19 protein-coding genes, 1 riboswitch and 1 other annotated feature are annotated in these 21,112 nt (G+C 44.6%); of the genes, 14 read left to right on the top strand and 5 right to left on the bottom strand.

The features are described from left to right. The coding region (locus AABI08_RS06485) for an IS3 family transposase (RefSeq protein WP_338344054.1) at window positions 1-433 on the top strand (433 nt) is incomplete at its 5' end. Window positions 434-487: 54 nt separating this feature from the next. Here the strand turns inward: AABI08_RS06485 and mscL are convergent. From mscL to rpmF, 3 genes are all read right to left on the bottom strand, one after another. Continuing rightward, the gene (gene mscL / locus AABI08_RS06480) at window positions 488-943 is read right to left on the bottom strand and encodes a large conductance mechanosensitive channel protein MscL (protein ID WP_059393495.1); all 456 of its coding nucleotides are present in this window, start codon (window positions 941-943) and stop codon (window positions 488-490) included. Between the two features lie 40 nt (window positions 944-983). Continuing rightward, a complete protein-coding gene (locus AABI08_RS06475) occupies window positions 984-2,696 on the bottom strand; it encodes an Rqc2 family fibronectin-binding protein (protein ID WP_338344055.1) in 1,713 nt (570 codons plus the stop codon). 134 nt (window positions 2,697-2,830) lie between these two features. Continuing rightward, entirely contained in the window at window positions 2,831-3,004 is a 174-nt protein-coding gene (rpmF, locus tag AABI08_RS06470) for a 50S ribosomal protein L32 (protein ID WP_047974236.1), read from the bottom strand. A gap of 223 nt (window positions 3,005-3,227) precedes the next feature. Here rpmF and AABI08_RS06465 point away from each other — a divergent pair, with 223 nt between their 5' ends. From AABI08_RS06465 to tuf, 7 genes are all read left to right on the top strand, one after another. Then, complete coding sequence (locus AABI08_RS06465; protein ID WP_059393493.1) at window positions 3,228-3,878, top strand: DUF1361 domain-containing protein; 651 nt, start codon at window positions 3,228-3,230, stop codon at window positions 3,876-3,878. Window positions 3,879-3,940: 62 nt separating this feature from the next. After that, window positions 3,941-4,065: a sequence feature (ribosomal protein L20 leader region), on the top strand. A 33-nt stretch (window positions 4,066-4,098) separates the two neighbouring features. Then, window positions 4,099-4,617 (top strand): translation initiation factor IF-3, encoded by a 519-nt coding sequence (gene infC, locus AABI08_RS06460; protein WP_047974237.1) that lies wholly within the window; start codon window positions 4,099-4,101, stop codon window positions 4,615-4,617. Window positions 4,618-4,676: 59 nt separating this feature from the next. Beyond that, entirely contained in the window at window positions 4,677-4,874 is a 198-nt protein-coding gene (gene rpmI, locus AABI08_RS06455) for a 50S ribosomal protein L35 (RefSeq protein ID WP_047974238.1), read from the top strand. Between the two features lie 43 nt (window positions 4,875-4,917). Continuing rightward, the gene (gene rplT, locus AABI08_RS06450; protein ID WP_047974239.1) at window positions 4,918-5,337 is read left to right on the top strand and encodes a 50S ribosomal protein L20; all 420 of its coding nucleotides are present in this window, start codon (window positions 4,918-4,920) and stop codon (window positions 5,335-5,337) included. Between the two features lie 273 nt (window positions 5,338-5,610). After that, entirely contained in the window at window positions 5,611-7,512 is a 1,902-nt protein-coding gene (locus AABI08_RS06445; RefSeq protein WP_338344059.1) for a ribonuclease J, read from the top strand. 156 nt (window positions 7,513-7,668) lie between these two features. After that, window positions 7,669-8,577: a type I restriction endonuclease subunit R gene (locus AABI08_RS06440; protein WP_338344060.1), complete on the top strand. Its 909-nt coding sequence runs from the start codon at window positions 7,669-7,671 to the stop codon at window positions 8,575-8,577. Window positions 8,578-8,753: 176 nt separating this feature from the next. Continuing rightward, on the top strand, window positions 8,754-9,941 hold the full coding sequence (gene tuf / locus AABI08_RS06435) for an elongation factor Tu (protein ID WP_059393490.1): 1,188 nt from the start codon (window positions 8,754-8,756) through the stop codon (window positions 9,939-9,941). A gap of 122 nt (window positions 9,942-10,063) precedes the next feature. Here tuf and AABI08_RS06430 read toward each other — a convergent pair whose 3' ends face one another. Next, complete coding sequence (locus tag AABI08_RS06430; protein WP_275542753.1) at window positions 10,064-10,195, bottom strand: hypothetical protein; 132 nt, start codon at window positions 10,193-10,195, stop codon at window positions 10,064-10,066. 64 nt (window positions 10,196-10,259) lie between these two features. Further along, complete coding sequence (locus AABI08_RS06425; RefSeq protein WP_338344062.1) at window positions 10,260-10,784, bottom strand: hypothetical protein; 525 nt, start codon at window positions 10,782-10,784, stop codon at window positions 10,260-10,262. 317 nt (window positions 10,785-11,101) lie between these two features. Between AABI08_RS06425 and leuS the strand changes: the two genes are divergently transcribed. From leuS to guaA, 6 genes are all read left to right on the top strand, one after another. Further along, complete coding sequence (gene leuS / locus AABI08_RS06420) at window positions 11,102-13,534, top strand: leucine--tRNA ligase (protein WP_338344063.1); 2,433 nt, start codon at window positions 11,102-11,104, stop codon at window positions 13,532-13,534. 114 nt (window positions 13,535-13,648) lie between these two features. Continuing rightward, the gene (locus AABI08_RS06415; RefSeq protein ID WP_338344064.1) at window positions 13,649-15,802 is read left to right on the top strand and encodes a putative polysaccharide biosynthesis protein; all 2,154 of its coding nucleotides are present in this window, start codon (window positions 13,649-13,651) and stop codon (window positions 15,800-15,802) included. 176 nt (window positions 15,803-15,978) lie between these two features. Continuing rightward, a complete protein-coding gene (locus tag AABI08_RS06410) occupies window positions 15,979-16,953 on the top strand; it encodes a YitT family protein (RefSeq protein WP_047974244.1) in 975 nt (324 codons plus the stop codon). Window positions 16,954-17,029: 76 nt separating this feature from the next. Beyond that, a riboswitch (purine riboswitch) is annotated at window positions 17,030-17,126 on the top strand. An 88-nt stretch (window positions 17,127-17,214) separates the two neighbouring features. Beyond that, complete coding sequence (gene guaB / locus AABI08_RS06405) at window positions 17,215-18,327, top strand: IMP dehydrogenase (RefSeq protein ID WP_203617497.1); 1,113 nt, start codon at window positions 17,215-17,217, stop codon at window positions 18,325-18,327. 35 nt (window positions 18,328-18,362) lie between these two features. After that, entirely contained in the window at window positions 18,363-19,322 is a 960-nt protein-coding gene (locus tag AABI08_RS06400; protein WP_203617494.1) for an IMP dehydrogenase, read from the top strand. Between the two features lie 3 nt (window positions 19,323-19,325). After that, a complete protein-coding gene (gene guaA, locus AABI08_RS06395; protein WP_203617480.1) occupies window positions 19,326-20,867 on the top strand; it encodes a glutamine-hydrolyzing GMP synthase in 1,542 nt (513 codons plus the stop codon). Window positions 20,868-21,112: the final 245 nt, after the last annotated feature.

Below are 21,112 nucleotides of genomic sequence, written 5' to 3'. Positions count from 1 at the left end.
CGCTTTACTCGATGGTTGTACGCAAGAAGTCATTTCTTATGAAGTGTCCAGGCATCCAAATTTAGCTCAGACGATTAGTATGATGGAAAAGGCAGTGAAACGCTATCCAAAAGCTGCCGAACTAACCTTTCATACTGACCAAGGTTGGCAATATCAAAATCGTTATTTTCAAAATTGGTTATCGGAACATGGTATGAACCAATCCATGTCACGCAAAGGTAAATCAACAGATAATGGCTTGATTGAGAGTTTCTTCGGCACATTGAAACGAGAAATGTTTTTTGGTTTCCAACAGAACTTTCAATCAATTAGCGCACTCAATCAAGCCATCAAAGAATATATTCACTATTACAATACAAAACGAATTAAGAGCAAACTAAAAGGACTGACACCGATTGAATATCGGGCGTCAGTCCTCAAGGCCGCTCAATGACATGTCCTAATTTTGGGGTTCATATCATTTAAAAGACAGGTTTTTTATATTACTTTATTTATCGCTGGCAGACTGGGATTGTGAGTCAGTTGCATCTGCTGTTGTTGCAGTTTGGGTGCTGGTTGTTTTCTGTTGGTCAGCCAAAATCTTTTTGATGTCTTGTAGCACGAGCAATTCATCACTCGGAGCCGGTGCGGCTTTTTGCTTTGGCTTAATAATGTACTTACTAATGATTTTAATCAGAAGAAAGACAACAAAAGCCGTAATCAAGAAATTGATGACATCATTCAAGAAGGCACCATATTTGAATGTCAGGTGCTTGTAAGGGACCCACTTCAAACTGTCTAAGTCGTTACCGCCACCGGTGAAAAAGCCCACTAAGGGGTTAATCAGGTTTGTTGTCAATGATTTGACTAAACCAGAGAAAGCACCACCAATGATAACCCCAATTGCTAGGTCAATCATGTTACCACGATTAATGAAAGCCTTGAATTCTTTGACGAAATGCATATTACTTACTCCTCACATGATTCAGAATAAGTCTATTCTATCACGAATGTTTCAACTTTTGCACTAAAAGTGGGTCGGGTGTGACGTAAGTGGTCGATTGTCCTTCAAAAATAACGTAACCAGGCTTGGCACCGTTTGGCTTCCGCAATTTTCCTGCTGGTAAGTAATCAACGGGCACATTGGCCGAATCGCGGGCTTTCGAGAAGTAGGCAGCTAATTTGGCCGCTTCCTCGATGGTTTCCTGTGAGGGATTGTCGGAATGGACAATGACGTGGGAACCAGGTAATTTTTGGACGTGCATCCAGATGTTCTGGCGGTTAGCCTTTTTTAGGGATAATTTGTCGTTTTGGAGATTGTTTTTGCCAATTTCAATCAACGTGCCATCACTAGCCGTAAATTGGTCGGGAGCAGACAGAACATGCTTTGGCTTTTTTGTCTGCTTACCCTTGGTCTTGATTTTGACTTTTTCGCGGAGGTAGCCTTGTTCAATCAATTCGACCTTGATGTCAGCAACGTCCTTGGGCGAAGCCACTGCCAATTGGCTAGCGATTTGATTAAAGTAGTCAATTTCCGCATCGGTGGTTTTCAGCTGCTCTAAGACGTAGTCCTTGGCTGAACGGAGTTTACGGTACTTACGGAAGTAGCGATTGGCATTTTGTAAACCGTCAAAGCGTGGGTCGAGGTCGATAGTCAACAACTGGTTATTGTCATAGTAATTTTCGATTTCAACCGAATGCATGCCCTTATGAACAAGGTGTGGATAGGTAATCAGTAGGTCGCCCTTGACCTTATAGGTCTCGGCATTTTGCGAGTCCGTGAGGGTTTGTTGGAGCTTTTTTTCTTTGGTTTGATTTTTCTTCAATTCATTTTTAACAAGACGAACCAAGGTCCCGGCTTGTTGGTTAACTCGGTCAGCTTCGGCCTGGCCCTGGAAGTAGGCATCCAATAAATCACCAAGTGTGTCATAAGGCTGGCCCGCTTGTTCAGAATCCCAATCAAAAGCGGCAAAGGTAAACTTTTTGTCTATTTGATAAAGGGTCGGCTGTGGCGAGTCGAAATGAGCCAACCAGTCCTTAGCTGTCTGCATGGCATCTGCCCCAGTTTCCAAATGCTTTGCCAAATTCTTGGCCGAAAGGCTGGCAAATCCCTGGTAGGTCTGCTGAATGGCTTTTGGCCAATCAGCCTTATCCATGTCCAATAAAATTTTAGCCAAAGCCGTCAAATCGTGGCCAAATGGATTAGTCATATTTTGGGCAGGGGGCAACGTATAGGTTGCACCAGGGATCAATGACCGAACACGGTTTTGATCGGCAGGGACGTGTTTGATGAGTTCCAAGATGCGCTGATCTTTTTCTCGGACTAAGAAGAGGTTTGAATGCCGTCCCATCATCTCAAGCGTTAAAATCAGTGTTTGATCATCACCCAGTTCATCGTGGGTACTAATCGAGAAGTGAAGGATTCGGTCATTTTTAACTTGTGAAACCGAGCTTAAACGAGCGCCTTCCAGGTTACGACGCAAGAACATTGCAAAATTAGGCGGTGTGGCGGGATTCTGGTAGGGAATTCGAGTCACTTGGGCTCTGGCATAGGCTGGGTTAGCCGAAAGCAGGACCGGATAGTTCTGACTATTATTGCGAACGACCATCACGATTTCGTTCGGGTAGGGCTGGTGAATTTTCGTAATACGACCACCAGCGAGTTGTTCATTTAATTCTTTGGCCAACGAATGGACAAAGAGGCCATCAAGGGGCATTGTCTTTCCTCCTTCAAAGGGGTATCAATTCTATTATAACGGAAATCAGCATTGAAAAAGTGATGAAAGCGGGTGAGTGGGTACTGATTTGGTCACAAAAAAACCTCACTACACAGAGTGAGGTTTTTTAAAACTTACTTATTTTCGGTCACTTGCTTACCGTTGTACATCCCTGATGGAGAGACGCGATGAGCAACGCGGTATTCACCAGTAGTCTTGTCCAAAACAATGTTTGGCACATTCAAACCGATGTGTCCGCGGCGGTTACGCTTGTGAGACTTAGAATTCTTGTTTGATGGGGTAGCCATGCTGGCACCTCCTTTCGGTTCAATTTATCAACCTGTTAAGTTTATCGAATTTATGAGTGAATGTCAACCGGTGGAATCTTTTTCCTTGTAAAATCTTTGAAATAAACGGCTAAAAAGGCTTAACGAACGGGCTTAGTTCTGTTAAAATAGATGATATTAAATTATCTCCTCTCTTTGAATTAAAAGGGGGAGTTAGACGAATGTAATGAGGTACAAAAACGCGATGACGAAACGAAATGTAATGAATATGCTAGTTGTTCACCTGGTCGTTTTGGCCTTTATTTTGTTCGTCTTAGTGACACCAACCCATTTTGACTTCTTAATGTGGAACGTCTTTTTGGCTTTGTTGCCATTGGACTTTGCCTTGTTGGTGCTGATTTTTAAATCGAAGCTTCTACAAGCATTCTTTTCCTTCCTCTGGTTGCTGTTTTTCCCAAATACTATGTATATGATTACGGACTTTATCCATCTGCAATATATTAGTGATTCTTTGGACGTTCGTTATCAGTACTTTAATTATTCTGTTCTATCGGCAGGAATTTTTATTGGTGTTTATCTAGGTATTCTTTCATTGGAGTTATTGATTCAAAAGTTCTTTATCAAAAGAGGCGGGTTAACTGTCTTGGTGCTTTTGGCCATTGTCTCGCTGGTTTCGTCGATTGGTATTTATTTGGGTCGGTTCTTGCGGTTAAACTCTTGGGATGTCTTCACAAACTTCAAGTTTGTGTTGGCTAATACGCAAGATGCTGTCTCGGCACACATGGTCGCCTTTGTCCTGCTCTTTGCTGGTGCTCAATTTGCTATTTTAGTTGTTTATCACTTTGGTGGTCGGTTATTGGCTAATTTGGCAGTAGAGGATAGCCAACGCGATTGAGTTTTCAATAAAAATCAGAAAAGTCTTGACTTCAAGATGAAAAGTGCGTATAGTATTGGGTGTTGAACAAGTAGGAGCACCCGCTTCTCGCCTCGTGACGATTGCTGTTGCTAGGCAGATACACGTTGTACTTTTTGTACAGTCAGGTAAAGTGGGTGAACTTCGGTTTGCCCATTTTTTTCTTCGTTGTTCACAACAAAATTTTTGGAGGTACCTAGCCATAGCACGTCAACCACGACAAGTTGATTTAGTCAACGATAATATCCGAGCAAGTCGGGTTCTATTAATTCATGACGGTAAGCAAGAAGAAATGTCAACGCGTGATGCGCAAAACATCGCCGATGACTTGGGACAAGATTTGGTGCTTGTACAGGCCAACGCTGTGCCACCTGTTGCCAAAATCATGGATTGGGGAAAGGCCAAGTTCGAGGCGCAAAAGCGTCAAAAGGAACAACGCAAGAACCAAAAGGTTGTCCAGGTGAAGGAAGTCCGGATGTCGCCAGTCATTGATTCTGGTGATTTCGAAACGCGGAAGAAGGCTGCCATCAAGTTCCTTGAAAAGGGAAACAAGGTGAAGTTGAACTTGCGTTTCCGTGGCCGGATGATCACTCACCAAGATATTGGACGCGAAGTCTTAGAACGAATGGCCAACGAATTGGACGATATTGCCAAGGTTGAACAACGTGCTAAGATGGACGGTCGCCAAATGTTTTTGGTCTTAGCTCCTAAGAAGGGTTAAGCACGATTCATTTTGACCGGTCGCTAGATACTTGAAAAACGATAGGAGAATATGGACTCATGCCCAAGATGAAGACTCACCGCGCTTCAGCAAAGCGTTTCAAGAAGACAGCTAAGGGTGGCTTTAAGTCAGCCTCAGCTTACACATCACACCGTTTCCACGGTAAGACAAAGAAGCAACGTCGTCAATTACGTGGTACTCGGATGATGAACAAGACAACCATCAAGAAGTACGCTAAGTTGTTGTCTACCCTCTAATTTAAAGGGTCGTTTAATTAATACTATTTAGGAGGAATTACCCATGCGAGTTAAGGGTGGTACAGTTTCACGCGCACGTCGCAAAAAGTTTATCAAGTTGGCTAAGGGTTACCGTGGCCAACGTCGCATCAATTATAAGGTTGCTAAGCAACAAGTTTACAAGTCATACTTGTACGCTTACCGCGATCGTAAGAACCGCAAGCGCGACTTCCGTAAGTTGTGGATTGCTCGGATTAACGCGGCAGCCCGGATGAACGGTTTGTCATACTCAAAGTTGATGCACGGTTTGAACATGGCTGGTATCGAATTGAACCGTAAGATGTTGGCTGATTTGGCCGTATCTGACTTCGATACTTTTGCTAAGTTGGCTGACCAAGCAAAGCAAGCCTTGGAACAAGGTTCTGTTTTGGTTCAGGAACGTACAGCAGCAACAACCGAAACAACTGTTAAGGTTGAACGTTAATTTTAATTAACATCTAAAAAATCAGACTTAGATTATTCTAAGTCTGATTTTTATTTGAAGGCCAAGCCAATCAAGGCTTTGGCTTTTTCTTTTTGATGTGCATTTTCTAATTTTTTGCCAATTTTTGAGCTGAATCGGGTGCCTTTTGCCCAAGCTAGTGGATTTTATGTTAAACTAGATATAATTGAAATCGAGACAAGAAGAGGCTAATAATCCAATATGCCTTTTCAAGATGATTCGCTTTAAAAAGTAGTAACGACAAAAGGATAGAACATGACAGATTTAAGAATAATTCCCTTTGGGGGAGTGCGTGAAAACGGCAAGAACATGTATGCCGTTTTAGTCAACGATGAAATTTTCATCTTAGATGCCGGACTCAAGTACCCCGAAACGGAACAACTCGGGATTGACGTTGTCATCCCTGATTTTGAGTACCTCGTTAATAACCAAGAAAAAATTGCTGGAATCTTTTTGACACACGGCCATGCAGATTCTATTGGTGCTTTGCCATACTTGTTGCAACAGCTTCAAGTGCCAATTTTTGGTTCTGAATTGACCATTGCTTTGGCCAAATTAGCCATCCAAGACGAAGCCGACTTAAAGGCTTTTGATGATTTTCACGTGGTTAATGAAAATACTGAAATTGATTTTGGGGCCGTTAAGGTGTCATTCTTCAATACCACACATACAATCCCTGAAGCTTTAGGGGTTGTTTTGGGAACGGATGAGGGCCAGATTGTTTATACTGGTCACTTTAAGTTTGACCAAACGGCGGAAGCTTCTTACCAAACAAATTACGCTCGTTTGGCTGAAATTGGTGCCAAGCCAGTTTTGGCATTGTTAGCTGATGCGGCTGGAACCGAAGACATCGGTAAGCCAATGGTTAGTGAAAAGAAGATTCACCAGTACGTTGAAGACAGCTTTGTGGCTGCTAAGGGCAAGCGGATTATTGTGGCTGTTGTCGCTTCTAATATTCAGCGTGTTCAGCAGGTGATTGATGCGACGGCAAAGACCCATCGACGCCTGATTTTCTCTGGGCAAGATGTGGAACAAATCGTTCATGCCGCTTTGAATTTGGGTAAGTTGAACTTGCCAATGCCAAAGGAAGAACTTTTTGCTGATTTGAAAGACTTGGAAACGTTGCCAGCTGGCCAAATCGTTGTTTTGGAGACTGGTAAGATGGGTGAACCCGTTAAGAACTTGCACAAGATGGCGAAGGGTGAAAATCCAAACATCCGCTTGGGCGATTCTGACTTGGTCTTTATTGCAACAACACCATCCTTTGCTGTTGAATCTTACGTGGCGCAGACGCGAAACTTGCTTTTCCAACAGGGTGCTGATGTCAAGCAGATTTCAACTGATTTACGGTCATCTGGCCACGGATCAGCTGAAGACGTGCAGATGATGATTAATTTCATGAAGCCGGAATTCTTCTTCCCTGTTTCTGGTGAATTCCGGGTGATGGTGACGGCAAAGGCTGCCGCCGAGGAAGTTAATATTCCAGCTAAAAAGATTATCATGGCTAAACGTGGCGACCAGTACGTTTATGATGGCCAAACCTTTGAAAAGAAGGGCGGCTTTACGATTGGCGAAACCATGATTGATGGTGATTCTTTGAATGATATCGGTAATGTGGTTCTTCGCGACCGCCGAATTTTGTCTGAAGATGGTGTCTTTGTGACGGTGGTGACGATTGATCGTAAAAAGCGCAAGGTTGTGTCAAAGCCAAAGATGACGTCTCGTGGTTTTGTCTATGTGAAGGCGAACCGCGACTTGATGAAGGAAGCTGGTAAGCTGACAATTGACGCCATTGAAGACTATTTGAAAAATGCCAAGGCCTTTGACTGGAACGAGTTAAAGAATGGCGTTCGTGAATCATTGTCTCGCTTCTTGTTTAACGAGACTCGTCGCCGGCCAATGGTAATGCCTGTGGTGATGGAAGTTAACCAAAATCGCCGACCACACCACACCAAGGGGCAGGAAACTACCGGTCAAAAGGGCAAGAAGGCAAACGGAAATAAAGACCAAAAGAAGGGTCAAAAGAATCCGGGCCAAAATAACAACCAAAAGAAGCAAAATAATCAAGCAAAGCAAAATAAGCCCAAGAACCAGGGCAACAAGGCGAAAGGTCAAAAGAATCAAGATCAAGCCAAGAAACAAGCAGCAAACCAATAATTAAAACTGAAAGTGGCTCAACGGGTTCGATTCCTGTCATCGGCATTTTTAGCCACTTGCAGTTATCAATCATTTTGAAAAAAGACCCGTCAGGGCCTTTTTTCTTTGTTAGAATAGAGGCGCAAGTTGCCTTATTAGAGTAAAAAGGAGTTTCACTTGGAAAAGACATTGATTGAAATCAAAGATCAGGCTGAGGCCGAGTTTAACCAGGAACACTACCACCAGGCAGCTGATTTATTTGTGACAGTTTACCAAGAAGAGCAAAGTTTGGCCGTTAATCGCCAATTGGTGCTGGCCTTAAAAGAGGACCAGCAATACCAACTGGCTAAAGATTACGCTACTGATTTTTTGTCGGATTATGCCCAACATGAAAATCTGTTCTTACTGTATTTTGACCTGCTTTTGCAAATACAAAACTTCGTTTCCGCGCAACAGTGGGCTTTGCAGAGTCCAAATCAGGAATTAACAGAAGGTTTGTTAGCGCAGATTCGAGATGGTGAAAGGAAGGCTGAAGACCAGCAGGGGCAGACGCTCAAGACGATTGCCCAGCATTTTTACCATCTGAGCGATGAATCAATGGTGGCCCAGCAGGAACGCTACCAACAAGCTTTTCACTTGCCCGTAGCTACTTTTGTGACGGGGGCGAAATTCTTACTGGTTGACCCCTTTGCCAGTCCATTGATGCGCAGCACGCTTTTGAGTGACTTGCAGGAGCTCGGGGAAACCGGGGTAGTCACCTATCAGTGGCTTGACCAACAGCGCTACCAAATCGATTTGCAGGCCATCTTGCCACTGTTCTCAAATCATGCCTTTCAAAAACTGGTTGCAGCTTTAGATGACCAGGTTGGCCAAGAAGACCCAATTGCCTACCAGGCTTTGTTTGATCAGCTACGCTTAGAGGCCATGTTATTGTTCCCACGGCTAGAAGAAAGTATCTTGGATGCCACGGCCTGGGTAGATGCTGATTTGTCAGCTTTTTATCAGGAACAAGTACCGGAAGAAGAGGCCCAACAAAAGCAGGCACACGACTTGGTTTTGCAGGCATTGAGTGAACTGGCAGGGTAGTAAACCCCTTAGGAAATGGGTGTTTACAAATATTCGAGAACTTAGTATAATAAGTGTCGGCTTAAGTGCCAGAAAAACGCAGTTTAATGGTTGCCTTTATGGCCCAGGCGTTGTAAAATATAAACATACGATTTTCTCGGGACAAAAACTGAGAGATAAAATTGGAGGAAACTACATTGGCTAAGGAAACTTACGTTCGCAATAAGCCCCACGTTAACATTGGTACGATCGGACACGTCGATCACGGAAAGACTACTTTGACTGCTGCTATCTCAAAGGTATTGGCAGAAAAAGATGGTGGAACTGCTACTGATTTCGCTGAAATCGATAACGCTCCTGAAGAAAAGGAACGTGGTATCACGATCAACACGTCTCACATCGAATATGAGACTGATGCTCGTCACTACGCCCACATCGATGCCCCTGGTCACGCGGATTACGTTAAGAACATGATCACTGGTGCCGCACAAATGGATGGTGCCATCTTGGTTGTTGCCGCAACTGATGGTCCTATGCCACAAACTCGTGAGCACATCTTGTTGGCTCGCCAGGTTGGTGTTGAACATTTGGTTGTCTTCTTGAACAAGACTGACTTGGTTGACGATGAAGAATTGATCGACTTGGTTGAAATGGAAGTTCGTGAATTGCTTTCAGAATATGATTTCCCAGGCGATGACATTCCTGTTATCAAGGGTTCAGCTTTGAAGGCTTTGGAAGGTGATGAAGAACAAGCTAAGGTCATCATGGAATTGATGGACGCTGTTGATTCATACATCCCAACTCCAGCACGTGAAGATGACAAGCCATTCTTGATGCCTGTCGAAGACGTATTTACGATCACTGGTCGTGGTACTGTTGCTTCTGGTCGTGTTGACCGTGGTGTTTTGACTACTGGTACTGAAGTTGAAATCGTTGGTTTGAAGGATGAAATCCAAAAGACTACGGTTACTGGAATCGAAATGTTCCGTAAGACTTTGGAAGAAGCTCAAGCTGGTGACAACATCGGTGCTTTGCTTCGTGGTGTTGACCGTGACCAGATCGAACGTGGTCAAGTTTTGGCTGCTCCTGGTTCAATCAAGACTCACAAGAAGTTCATGGCCGAAGTTTATGTTTTGACTAAGGACGAAGGTGGTCGTCATACACCATTCTTCACTAACTACCGTCCACAATTCTACTTCCACACTACTGATGTTACTGGTGTTGTTGAATTGCCAGCCGGTGTTGAAATGGTTATGCCTGGTGACCAAGTAACGTTCGACGTTGAATTGATCGCACCAGTTGCCATTGAAAAGGGATTGAAGTTTACTGTTCGTGAAGGTGGCCACACTGTTGGTGCCGGAACTGTTACTGAAATCGAAGAATAATTTATTATCTCTTCAAAAAGTCCACTTTGGTGGGCTTTTTCTTTTGCTTAAAATTGCTCGATTTAAACTAAAAACCCGCGACTGTCAGTGATTACTGAACAGCCAGCGGGCTTTTTTAAGCTTTATTTGTCTTTTTTAATACCCAAAGCCTTATCGCGAGCTTCCTTATCTTGCTTGCTATCAAGAATGGGTAGGTCGATGAGGTCTTCTAAGGGTGTGTTAATGTGCTCTTCTTGGTTGACAATTCGTCCCATGAATTTTGCCTCCGTTTTTGTTGATTGGCGCTATTATACCATTTTACGAGTTGATATGCTGGGACTAATCGTCTTTGCGTTCAATCAAATAGGTTAAATCAGAATGAGTTTGGTAGCTAGCCTTATCCGTATCATTTGTAATGGAAACGTCGAAGTTGGCTGCCTGTTGGTTACGGGTTAAGTTGACAATCAAGAGACCGTCATCTTTAAGGTGGTCCCAAAGAAGGGTGATTTGTTCGTTAAGCGTTTCTCGGTTAGGAAGGGAAGTGCCGGTGTCAGAGCCGTAGTCCAGAATGGCGAGGTTAAGCTTTGAAACTTTACCAATTTGTGCTTGCAACTTGTCTTGTGTCAAAACGCCGTTGATTACGTCAACGCGATCTTGTAAACCAGCCATAAAAAGAGAAGAAGCGATTTGATTCGCATTTTCTTTCTCTTCGCTAAAGGTCAAAACTTGGCCTTGTGAGCCCACACGGCTCGATAGAAAGCGTGTGTTTAAGCCGATACCAGCAGCACCATCCACAACGAGGTTACCAGGTTCGACCGTTTCTTCAAGTGTACTTTGAATAAAATGTCGATTTGAAATTTGCATCGCGAGCTCCTTTTTCTTTTCTAATCTATAGTATACGAATTTTTACTGATTTATGCTATAATAAAGGTACTTTTCAACAATAGTAGTGATTACGGAGCATCAGAAAGTAAGCGGGGCTGGAAGCTTGCCAACCAAGATCATGAACTCGGTTGAAACCCCTACCGGTGAAGTGGAGTAGTCGGTACGTCTTGCTGCGTTAAGGCAACTTCGAGGTTCAAGAAATTGAACAAAACGTAGGTGGTACCGCGATGACAATCGCCCTATGTTAGGCCCAAGTGGCTTAACATGGGGCGTTTTTTAGTAGATGGAGGAATAAAATGGGATACGATCATAAAACAATTGAGAAGAAGTGGCAAAATTTTTGGGATGAGGATCAAACCTTTGCAGCACCAGATAAATCAGATAAGGAAAAGTTTTATGCCTTAGACATGTTTCCATATCCATCTGGTCAAGGATTACATGTTGGTCACCCAGAAGGGTATACGGCCACGGATATCGTATCGCGTTTTAAGCGCGCTCGTGGCTTTAATGTTTTGCATCCTATGGGTTGGGATGCTTTTGGTTTGCCAGCCGAACAGTATGCTTTGAAGACGGGTCACAACCCCGCAACTTTTACGGACCAAAACATTCAAACTTTTAAGAACCAAGTGAAGTCATTGGGCTTCTCTTACGACTGGAACCGTGAAATTAAGACAACTGACCCTAGCTATTACAAATGGACGCAGTGGATCTTTGAAAAGCTCTATGAAATGGGCTTGGCTTATGAAGATGAAATCATGGTCAACTGGGCTCCTGATTTTCCAGGTGGTGGCTTGGTTGTTGCCAACGAAGAAGTGATTAACGGCAAGACGGAACGTGGGGGTTACCCTGTTTACCGCAAGCCAATGAAGCAATGGGTTTTGAAGATTACGGCCTATGCGGACCGCTTGATTGATGACTTGGATGATTTAGACTGGCCTGAAGCAATTAAGGAGCAGCAGCGTCATTGGATTGGCCGCTCAGTCGGTGCCTCTATTCGCTTTTCGGTCGAAGGCCATGATGGTGAAAAGATTGAGGTCTTCTCAACGCGTCCAGATACGTTGTTTGGTGCTTCTTACCTGGTTTTGTCACCAGAACATGATTTGGTTGATCAAATCACCACTGCCGATCAAAAGGCGGCTGTGGCAGTTTATCAAGAAGAAATCGCCACTAAGTCTGACTTGGAGCGAACTGATTTGAATAAGGATAAGTCAGGGGTCTTCACTGGGGCTTATGCTAAGAACCCGGTTAACGGCGAATTGTTGCCAATCTGGATTGCCGACTATGTCTTGGCTTCTTATGGAACCGGAGCCGTGATGGGTGTGCCAGCGCACGATCAGCGTGATTACGACTTTGCTAAGAAGTTCGACTTGCGCATTACGCCAGTTATCGAAGGTGGCGACATTGACAAGGAAGCTTATAGTGGCGAGGGCGTTCACATTAACTCAGGCTTCGTAAATGGCATGGACAAGCAAGAGGCCATCGACAAGATGATTGCCTGGTTGGAAGAAAACGGTGCTGGTGAAAAGAAGGTGAACTACCGCTTGCGTGATTGGATTTTCTCTCGCCAGCGTTACTGGGGTGAACCAATCCCTGTTATCCATTGGGAAGATGGCACACAGACATTGGTTCCAGAGGATGAATTGCCATTACGTTTGCCAGAAATGACAGAAGAGCAATTGAAGCCTTCTGGTACTGGTGAATCACCATTGGCCAATGCCAAGGACTGGCTGGAAGTCACTCGTGCAGATGGCATGAAGGGCCGTCGTGAAACTAATACTATGCCACAGTGGGCTGGATCATCATGGTACTTCTTACGCTATATCGATGCAAAGAATGGCGAGGCTTTGGCCGATCCTGAGAAATTAGCTTACTGGAAGAACGTCGACTTGTACGTCGGTGGAGCAGAACACGCGGTTTTGCACCTCTTGTATGCTCGTTTCTGGAACAAGGTCTTGTATGACCTTGGCGTGGTGAAGGAAAAGGAACCATTCCAAAAGTTGGTTAACCAAGGAATGATTTTGGGTGCTAACCACGAAAAGATGTCAAAGTCGAAGGGCAACGTGGTCAACCCGGATGATATCGTCAACGAATATGGTGCCGATACACTCCGAATCTATGAAATGTTTATGGGCCCATTGACTCAGAACAAGCCATGGTCTGAAGAAGGGGTGACAGGATCTCGTCGTTGGTTAGACCGTGTTTGGCGCTTGCTCATCAATGAAGATGGTTCTGTAACGGACAAGTTGACGGATAAGGCCGATGACACGCTCAAGAAGGAATACAACTTGACGGTCAAGAAGGTCACGGAAGACTTGGAAAACATGCATTTCAACACTGCCATCTCAACGTTGATGGTCTTTGTCAATGATGCTTACAAGGAAGACAAGCTTCCAGCTGCTTACATGGAAGGCTTTGTGCAAATGTTAGCACCGTTTGCACCACACTTGGCCGAAGAATTGTGGCAAAAGTTGACGGGTTCAAAGGAATCCATCACTTATGTTGCCTGGCCAACTTATGATGAAGAAGCCTTGGTCGATGATACAAAGGAAATCATCTTCCAGGTGAACGGCAAGGTCCGTTCAAAGCAGGTCTTACCAGCTGATGCCAGTCAGGACGACTTGATTGCAGCAGCAAAGGCTGATGAAAAGGTTCAAAAGAACTTGGATGGCTTGGAAATCAAAAAAATTATTGCCATTCCAGGTAAGTTCGTTAATATTGTTGCGAAGTAAGAGCGAACGTGTTATCTTGGTGTTTAGCTGATTTAATCGAAACAATCCAAGAATAGCCCGTTAGGAAGACGGATTTTCCTTCCTAATGGGATACATATTAAAGGTGATACAGGTATGACCCAGGATTTTTATAACGAACAAGAGGGTGGTCAAGAAAAAAAAGACCAGGCGCCACTTGATGACCAACATCTAACGGCTGACGAGTTGCTCGCCAAGTTAGAGCAAAACCTTCGCCCTAAAACCAAGCAAGAAAAAATTGTCGCTTTTTGGCCAAAACGGTCGCAGCGACGAAAACAGAATTTGAATAATGGCGATTCGAAAGGTGATCCAAAACCATTGTCTGAATCCGAAATCAAAGTAGAACAACCAGCAGTAACAACTAAAAAATCAGCCTTCTTTCAGCGCCGGTCAAAGCAGTCGGCCAACCAAAAAGATGGCAATGATGGTCAGCCAGTTGATGACGTAACAGCTTTGGCAGACCAAACAGTGGCTTCGTTGGGACGGTCTGCCAGTGATGAGCAGGCTCTTGACCAAAGTCAGGGTGGCGGAAATAGTGCCTTGGTCCGCGGGTCCTTTTGGTTATCCTTGGGAAACATTGTTTCTCGTCTCTTAGGAGCAGTTTATATCCTGCCGTGGTTGGCCATGCTTGGTAAGGCAGCCAACCAGGGAAATGCCCTCTTTTCGCAAGGGTATAACATCTACGCCATTTTACTCTCGATTGCGACCTTTGGTTTCCCATCAGCCATTTCCAAGGTAATGGCCCAACTGATTGCTAAAAAGGATCAGAATGGTTTATGGGCCCTTACCAAACGATCACTACAAATTGGAGTAGTGCTTGGGATTATCTTTTCGACCTTGTTGTACGTTGCAGCGCCGCTCCTATCGAACGGCAATGCCCAGGTCGTCCCAGTTCTGCATTCTTTGGCACCGGCTGTCTTGGTCTTCCCAGTGATGTCGATGGTTCGTGGAATCTTCCAGGGACACCAATTGATGCACATTTCAGCCTTGTCTGATATTTGGGAACAGGTTGGTCGTGTGATTTACTTGTTGTTAGCCACTTGGATTGTCTTAAGCCATGACAGCAGTAATTGGACTGGGGCCGTTGTCCAGTCAACATTTGCCGCCTTTATCGGGGCGCTCTTCTCATTGGCCGTCTTGGGCTATGGCTGGGTGCGCTATGCGCGGTTGATTCACCCAGTTGCCGGGGTGCCGGACGAGCAAGCCGCTTTGGCACAAATGAGTGCTGCGAACCAGCAAGTAGTCGCTGAAAATCAAACAGCTACTGACCAACCTTTGCACCGTCGTCATCAACAAGATGACAGTCAAGGACAAAAGAATCAGCCAACCGGGTCAAAAGCACTATCGATGGTCATCAATATTTTGAAGGAATCATGGCCCTTTGTCGTTATTGGTTCGTCAACGAATTTGTTCTTGTTCGTTGACCAGTATACTTTCTTCCCATTGATGAAGGCCTTTTTCCATACCAGCCTTAGTCAGTTACAGATTGACTTTGCCTTGTTCTCGGCCAATCCAAATAAATTGGTGATGATTGTCATTTCTTTCGCCACAAGTATTGCGGCAACGGCCTTGCCAATCTTGGCAGCCAAGAAGGCGGCTAAGCAAATGGGGGCCTTGAAGGAACAGTTAATTGCCGTCTTGCGATTGACCTCCTTAGTCTTGGTGCCATCTGCGCTTGGTATGTACGCTGTTTCAGATCCTTTGTACCGATTCTTCTATCCAATTGATCAAACGGTCCAAGCCGGGATTTACTTGCTCCAATTCTCAGCTGTTTTGACGATTATTATGTCCTTCTTTATGTTGTTGGCCTTTGTCTTACAGGCCTTGTCACACGGTAAAGAAGTGATGCGGGCCTTTGGTTATGGCTTGTTAATTAAGATTGTGATTCAGGCACCATTGATTTACCTCTTCCAGGGGATGGGGGCTTTGATTGCTACCGCCCTTGGTTTAGGTTGGTCGCTATATCTGATGATGAAGTATCTGAAGGAGCATTACCAAGTTTCGATGAGAACCATCCAGGATACCTTGCTAAAGACCTACCTATCAGCAGCCGTAATGGCCATCGTTGCCTTTTTGTTAACTTGGGTCTCAAAGACTTTCTTGCTGACGACGGCAACAAAGGTTGGTGCCGGCTTAGCAACTGCTTTAGGGGTGATTGGTGGACTTGTCGTTTTGCTGGTCTTATATCGCCGTTTTGGCCTGTTAAATCAGGTTCTAGACCGTGGCCACGAGCCAGAAAAAATTAAATAATGATTGAATTCTTAGCCAGACAAATGTCTGGCTTTTTTGTATCAAGAATCAATCTATCGTGGTTTTTGTTTTCTTTTCTTTTGTTTGGGAAATGTTGGCTACCAGGCTGAAGATACAGGCTTTCTATGATATTATGAGAGACAGTGATAAATTCTTTTTTGAAAGAGAGGCTCGCCATGCAAGCTTTAACAAAATCTTGGCGTAAGGCCGCGCTGACAAGCGCTGTTTTCGTAATATCCGTTGGACTACAGGTTTTTGGATTGAATTATTTCTTAATCCCCAATAGTATTTTTTCTGTTGGAATTAATGGAATTTCGCAATTGCTTTCCCTGTTGGTCTTTGATGCTTGGCATTTACGGATTCCAACCGGACTGTTCTTTCTGATTTTCAATATTCCAATTGGAATTATGGGTTGGAAATTAATTGGTGGTAAGTTTACCATTCTATCCTTTATCAACGCGATGGTGGTAGCATTGGCTTTGATTTTCGTGCCAGTCCATCCTTTCACGACTCAGCCATTGCTGGCCTCACTCTTTGGTGGTCTGCTGGTTGGTTCTTCTGTTGGAATTGCTCTGCGCTATGGTTTTTCAACGGGTGGCTTTGATATTATTTCGATGGTTGTTCAAAAGCGAACTGGAAAATCAATTGGTGCCTTTAATAACGCAGTTAACTTTGTGATTGTGTTGATTGCTGGTTCCTTTATTGGTTGGCAAAATGCTTTGTACACTTTGATTGGGATTTACGCAACCGGACGGGTAATCGATGCCATTTATACTGGTTACCAAAAGCTCACGGCTTTGATTGTGACGAGTCGGGGACCGGAAGTCATCGATGCTTTGCACCGTGACTTGATTCGTGGCATTACCATTTTGCCATCAGAAGGGGCTTATACGAAGCGGGAGTCAACAACGTTGATGATGGTGCTATCCCGTTTTGAACTGTTTGAAATGCAGGAAACGGTTCGCCAGGTCGACCCAAAGGCCTTTATTAACTTCTTGTCAACGGTTTCCGTTGCGGGCGAGTTTTGGGATGCCGACCGGCAATTACAAATGAAGAAGTCAATGGGGCCAAAAGCGGTCACGATTGACGCCCAATTGGAGGCTGAACAACAGTTGGCTGACCAGTTGGATCAACTAAAAGATGAGGATTAAATTCTCATCTTTTTATAATTTAATGTTCGGGAATTTTTATTGCTAAATGAGAAAAAACCGAGTACAATTATCAATAATAATTTAAGAGAAATTTACAGATATATCGCTGGAAAATGGCCAGCAGTCTCTACCGCGCCCCAAAAGTCGTGACTATCCGTGAATGCGAATCAAAGGTTTTTTGACGGAGCATTTTGCGGAGCTGTGGTAGCTGCAAAGTGCTCTTTTTTGGTCTATATTGTAAGCAGGATGGTGAGGAGAATCATGGCAGAATTTAAGATTAAAAATAAGTTCGTCCCAATGGGTTTGACCTTTGACGATATGAAAATGGTCGCCCCAAGAAAAGACGAAATTTCAGTTGATGCCGTTTCTTTGGAAACGGAATTGACGCCTACGCTCAAGCTGAAGATTCCTTTGCTATCAGCCGCAATGGATACTGTCACAGAAGCGAATTTTGCCATTACCCTGGCACAGTTTGGTGGCTTGGGCGTTGTTCATAAGAATATGACGATTGCTGACCAAGCAGGTGAAATCAAGAAGGTGAAGGAACACCAAGTTGATTTGAATCAATTCCCTAACGCAGCTTTGGATGCCAAGGGTCGCTTGATTGTTGCCGGTGCCGTTGGGGTAACCAATGACACGGTTGACCGTGCTGGTGCGATGGTTGATGCCGGTGCCGATGCCATCATCTTAGACTCTGCTCACGGTCAATCAGAAGGTGTTTTGCGTAAGGTTCGCGAAGTCAAGGATGCTTTCCCTGACGTCAACATCATTGCTGGTAACATTGCTACTGAAGGCGCTGCTTCTGATTTGTACGATGCTGGTGCTGATGTCGTCAAGGTTGGTATTGGACCTGGATCTATCTGTACAACACGTGTTGTTGCCGGAATCGGTGTACCACAGTTGTCTGCTATTCGTGACGCTGCTAAGGAAGCTAAGCGTCGTGGCAAGGCAATCATTGCTGATGGTGGTGCTAAGACGCCTGATGACATCATGAAGGCAATCGCCATGGGTGGCAACGCCGTGATGCTCGGTTCAATGTTCTCAGGCACAAAGGAAACTCCTGGGGAAGTCTTTGAAGATAACGGCCAGAAGTTTAAGTTCTACCGTGGCATGGGCTCCATTGCTGCCATGGAAAATGGTTCAAAGGACCGCTACTTCCAAGGTGAAGTTAACGAAGCCAAGAAGATGGTGCCAGAAGGAATTGAAGCACGAGTTGCCTACAAGGGCACTTTGGCTGATATTTTGATGCCAATCTTGGACCACTTGCGCAAGGAAATGGCCGAAATGGGCGTGCACAATGTGCAAGAAGCCATTGACCAAGCCGAAAACGTTGAGAAGACCACTGACGTCTTTGACTACCAGGCTTCTTTGTAATTTTTACGAACACAAACTTTTGATCGGGAGAAATTATGACTGACATGAATACACGACACGGCTTGGGTTACGACGAAACCCTTTTGGTCCCAGCAGCTTCAAATGTTTTGCCACACTTGGTCGACTTGAAGACGCATTTGGGCGCATTGGCTATGAATAACCCGTTGGCAGCTGCAGCAATTAATCCAGCTGCTGATCAACAAGAAGTCGTTTTGGCTGTGGCTCAATCTGGTGGATTGGGTTTGGTTGCTGCTAGTGAAGCTGTTGCAGATCAAGTAGCTGCCGTTGAAGCTGTGCGTGCCGCAACTGTTGATTTGGACAAGAACCCACAGACTTTGGTAACTGAAGATGGTCACGTGGCCGTTGGTGCTGAAATCTGGTTGGCCGCTGACGTGAAGGAACGTGCATTAGCATTGGTTGGCGCTGGTGTTTCTGCTTTGTTCCTCTACTTAAATGATGATTTGACGGCTGATATTGCCGCTGAAATCAAGGATTTGAAGGCAGCATTGGGCCAGGTTACTTTGGCCGTTGGAACTATTGAAGATCCTGCAGTTGCTAAGGAACTCTTCGACTTGGGTGTCGATGCCGTAATCGCTGGCCGTTCAGTTCATTCTGACTGGCCTGATGACATCCACTACCCATTCTTGACGACTGTGATGGGCATTGCTGAAGTGGCAGACCCATTGGATAAGACGGTTATCGCTCAGGGCGGTATCCATTATTCCGGTGATGTTGTTAAGGCCTTGGCTGGTGGTGCTGATTTGGTCATGGTCTCTGATTACCTTGCCAAAGAAGACGTTGCTGAAGACGCTGTTTTCCAAATTGATGGTGGTTTACGGGCCGGAATGGGGTATACTGGTTCACATACGGTTGCTGATTTAAAAGAGTCCGCACAATTCGTTCAAATCACGGATAACGGCTTGAAGGAATCACATCCTCATGATGTGGAAATCACTAAAAAAGCGCCAAATTACGTTGAACAGGAAAGAGACTAAGCCATGACCACAGGTAATGACAAAATCTTAGTATTGGACTACGGGTCCCAATACAACCAATTGATTACGCGACGCGTTCGAGAACTCGGCGTTTTCTCTGAATTGAAGTCATCGAAGATGACGATTGATGAAATTAAGGAATACAACCCTAAGGCAATTATCCTTTCGGGTGGTCCAAAATCAGTTTATGATGACGATGCTTATCCAATTGACCCTGAAGTATTCAAGTTGGGGATTCCCGTCTTGGGTGTTTGTTACGGGATGCAATTGATGGCCCAACATTTGGGTGGTAAAGTCGAAGCAAACCCAGGTAATGGGGAATTTGGTCAGACTGTTATCAAGCAGACTGCTCCTTCAAAGCTCTTTGCTGGTACACCAGAAGAGCAAGTTGTCTTGATGTCACACTCAGACAACGTCACAAAGTTGCCTGACAACTTTGTTGTGGCTGCTGGTTCTGAAAAGACGCCAATTGCAGCGATTGCTAATGATGATGACCGTCTGTACGGTGTTCAATTCCACTCCGAAACAACGTTGTCTGAACACGGTAAGGAAATCATTAAAAACTTTGTCATCAACATTGCTGGAGCAGATGCTTCTTGGACAATGGCTGGTTTCATTGATGAACAAATCGAAAAGATTCGCGCCGAAGTTGGTGACAAGAAGGTCTTGCTTGGTTTGTCTGGTGGGGTTGACTCATCTGTTGTTGGTGTCTTGTTGCAAAAAGCCATTGGCGACCAATTGACTTGTATCTTTGTTGACCATGGCTTGTTGCGTAAGAACGAAGCACAACAAGTGATGGACATGTTGGGTGGCAAGTTTGGCTTGAACATCATCAAGGTTGATGCACAGGATCGTTTCTTGTCAAAGCTTGCTGGTGTTACTGACCCAGAACAAAAGCGTAAGATTATCGGTAACGAATTTATCGAAGTCTTCAACGATGAAGCTATTAAGTTGAAGGATGTTGACTTCTTGGCCCAGGGAACGTTGTACACGGATGTGATTGAATCTGGTACAGATACAGCCCAAACAATCAAGTCACACCACAACGTTGGTGGTTTGCCTGAAGAAATGAACTTTACTTTGATCGAACCTTTGAACAAGTTGTTCAAGGATGAAGTTCGTGCCTTGGGTGAAGAGTTGCAAATGGACCACGAGTTGGTCTGGCGTCAACCATTCCCAGGACCAGGTCTTGGTATTCGAATCATGGGTGAAATCACTGAGGACCGGTTGGAAACTGTCCGTGAATCCGACTTTATCTTGCGCGATGAAATCGCCAAGGCTGGTTTGGAAGGTGATGTTTGGCAGTACTTCACTGTCTTGACAAACAACAAGTCTGTTGGTGTCATGGGTGATTACCGTACGTATGAATACACGATTGCCGTTCGTGCCATCACTTCTGTTGATGGTATGACAGCGGACTTTGCCCGCTTGCCATGGGATGTGTTGCAAAAGGTTTCTTCACGAATCGTCAACGAAGTGGATCACATCAACCGCGTCGTGTACGACATTACCGCTAAGCCACCTGCAACGGTTGAATGGGAATAAAACTTATATGCAAATTGAAACCGGAATGTTGATTTAACGGCATTCTTGGAAAGATAGAATTGATATTATTGGCGGGGAATGTGTTCTCTGCTAAATCCCCGCCAAGTTTGGGCCGATAAGGACCGAACTTGGCGGGGATTTTCGTTGAATTGTCATTAACGACCAGGCAATCCGGTGTCCTGAGACAAGAATTAGGATGTTAAGTGTTCTGTAAAGGCATAGAGCGTGACAGCCTCGAATATTTG

This window comes from Fructobacillus evanidus (assembly GCF_963580165.1).
Classification (GTDB): Bacteria; Bacillota; Bacilli; order Lactobacillales; family Lactobacillaceae; genus Fructobacillus; species Fructobacillus evanidus.
This window is presented reverse-complemented; position numbering and strand designations above follow the sequence as displayed.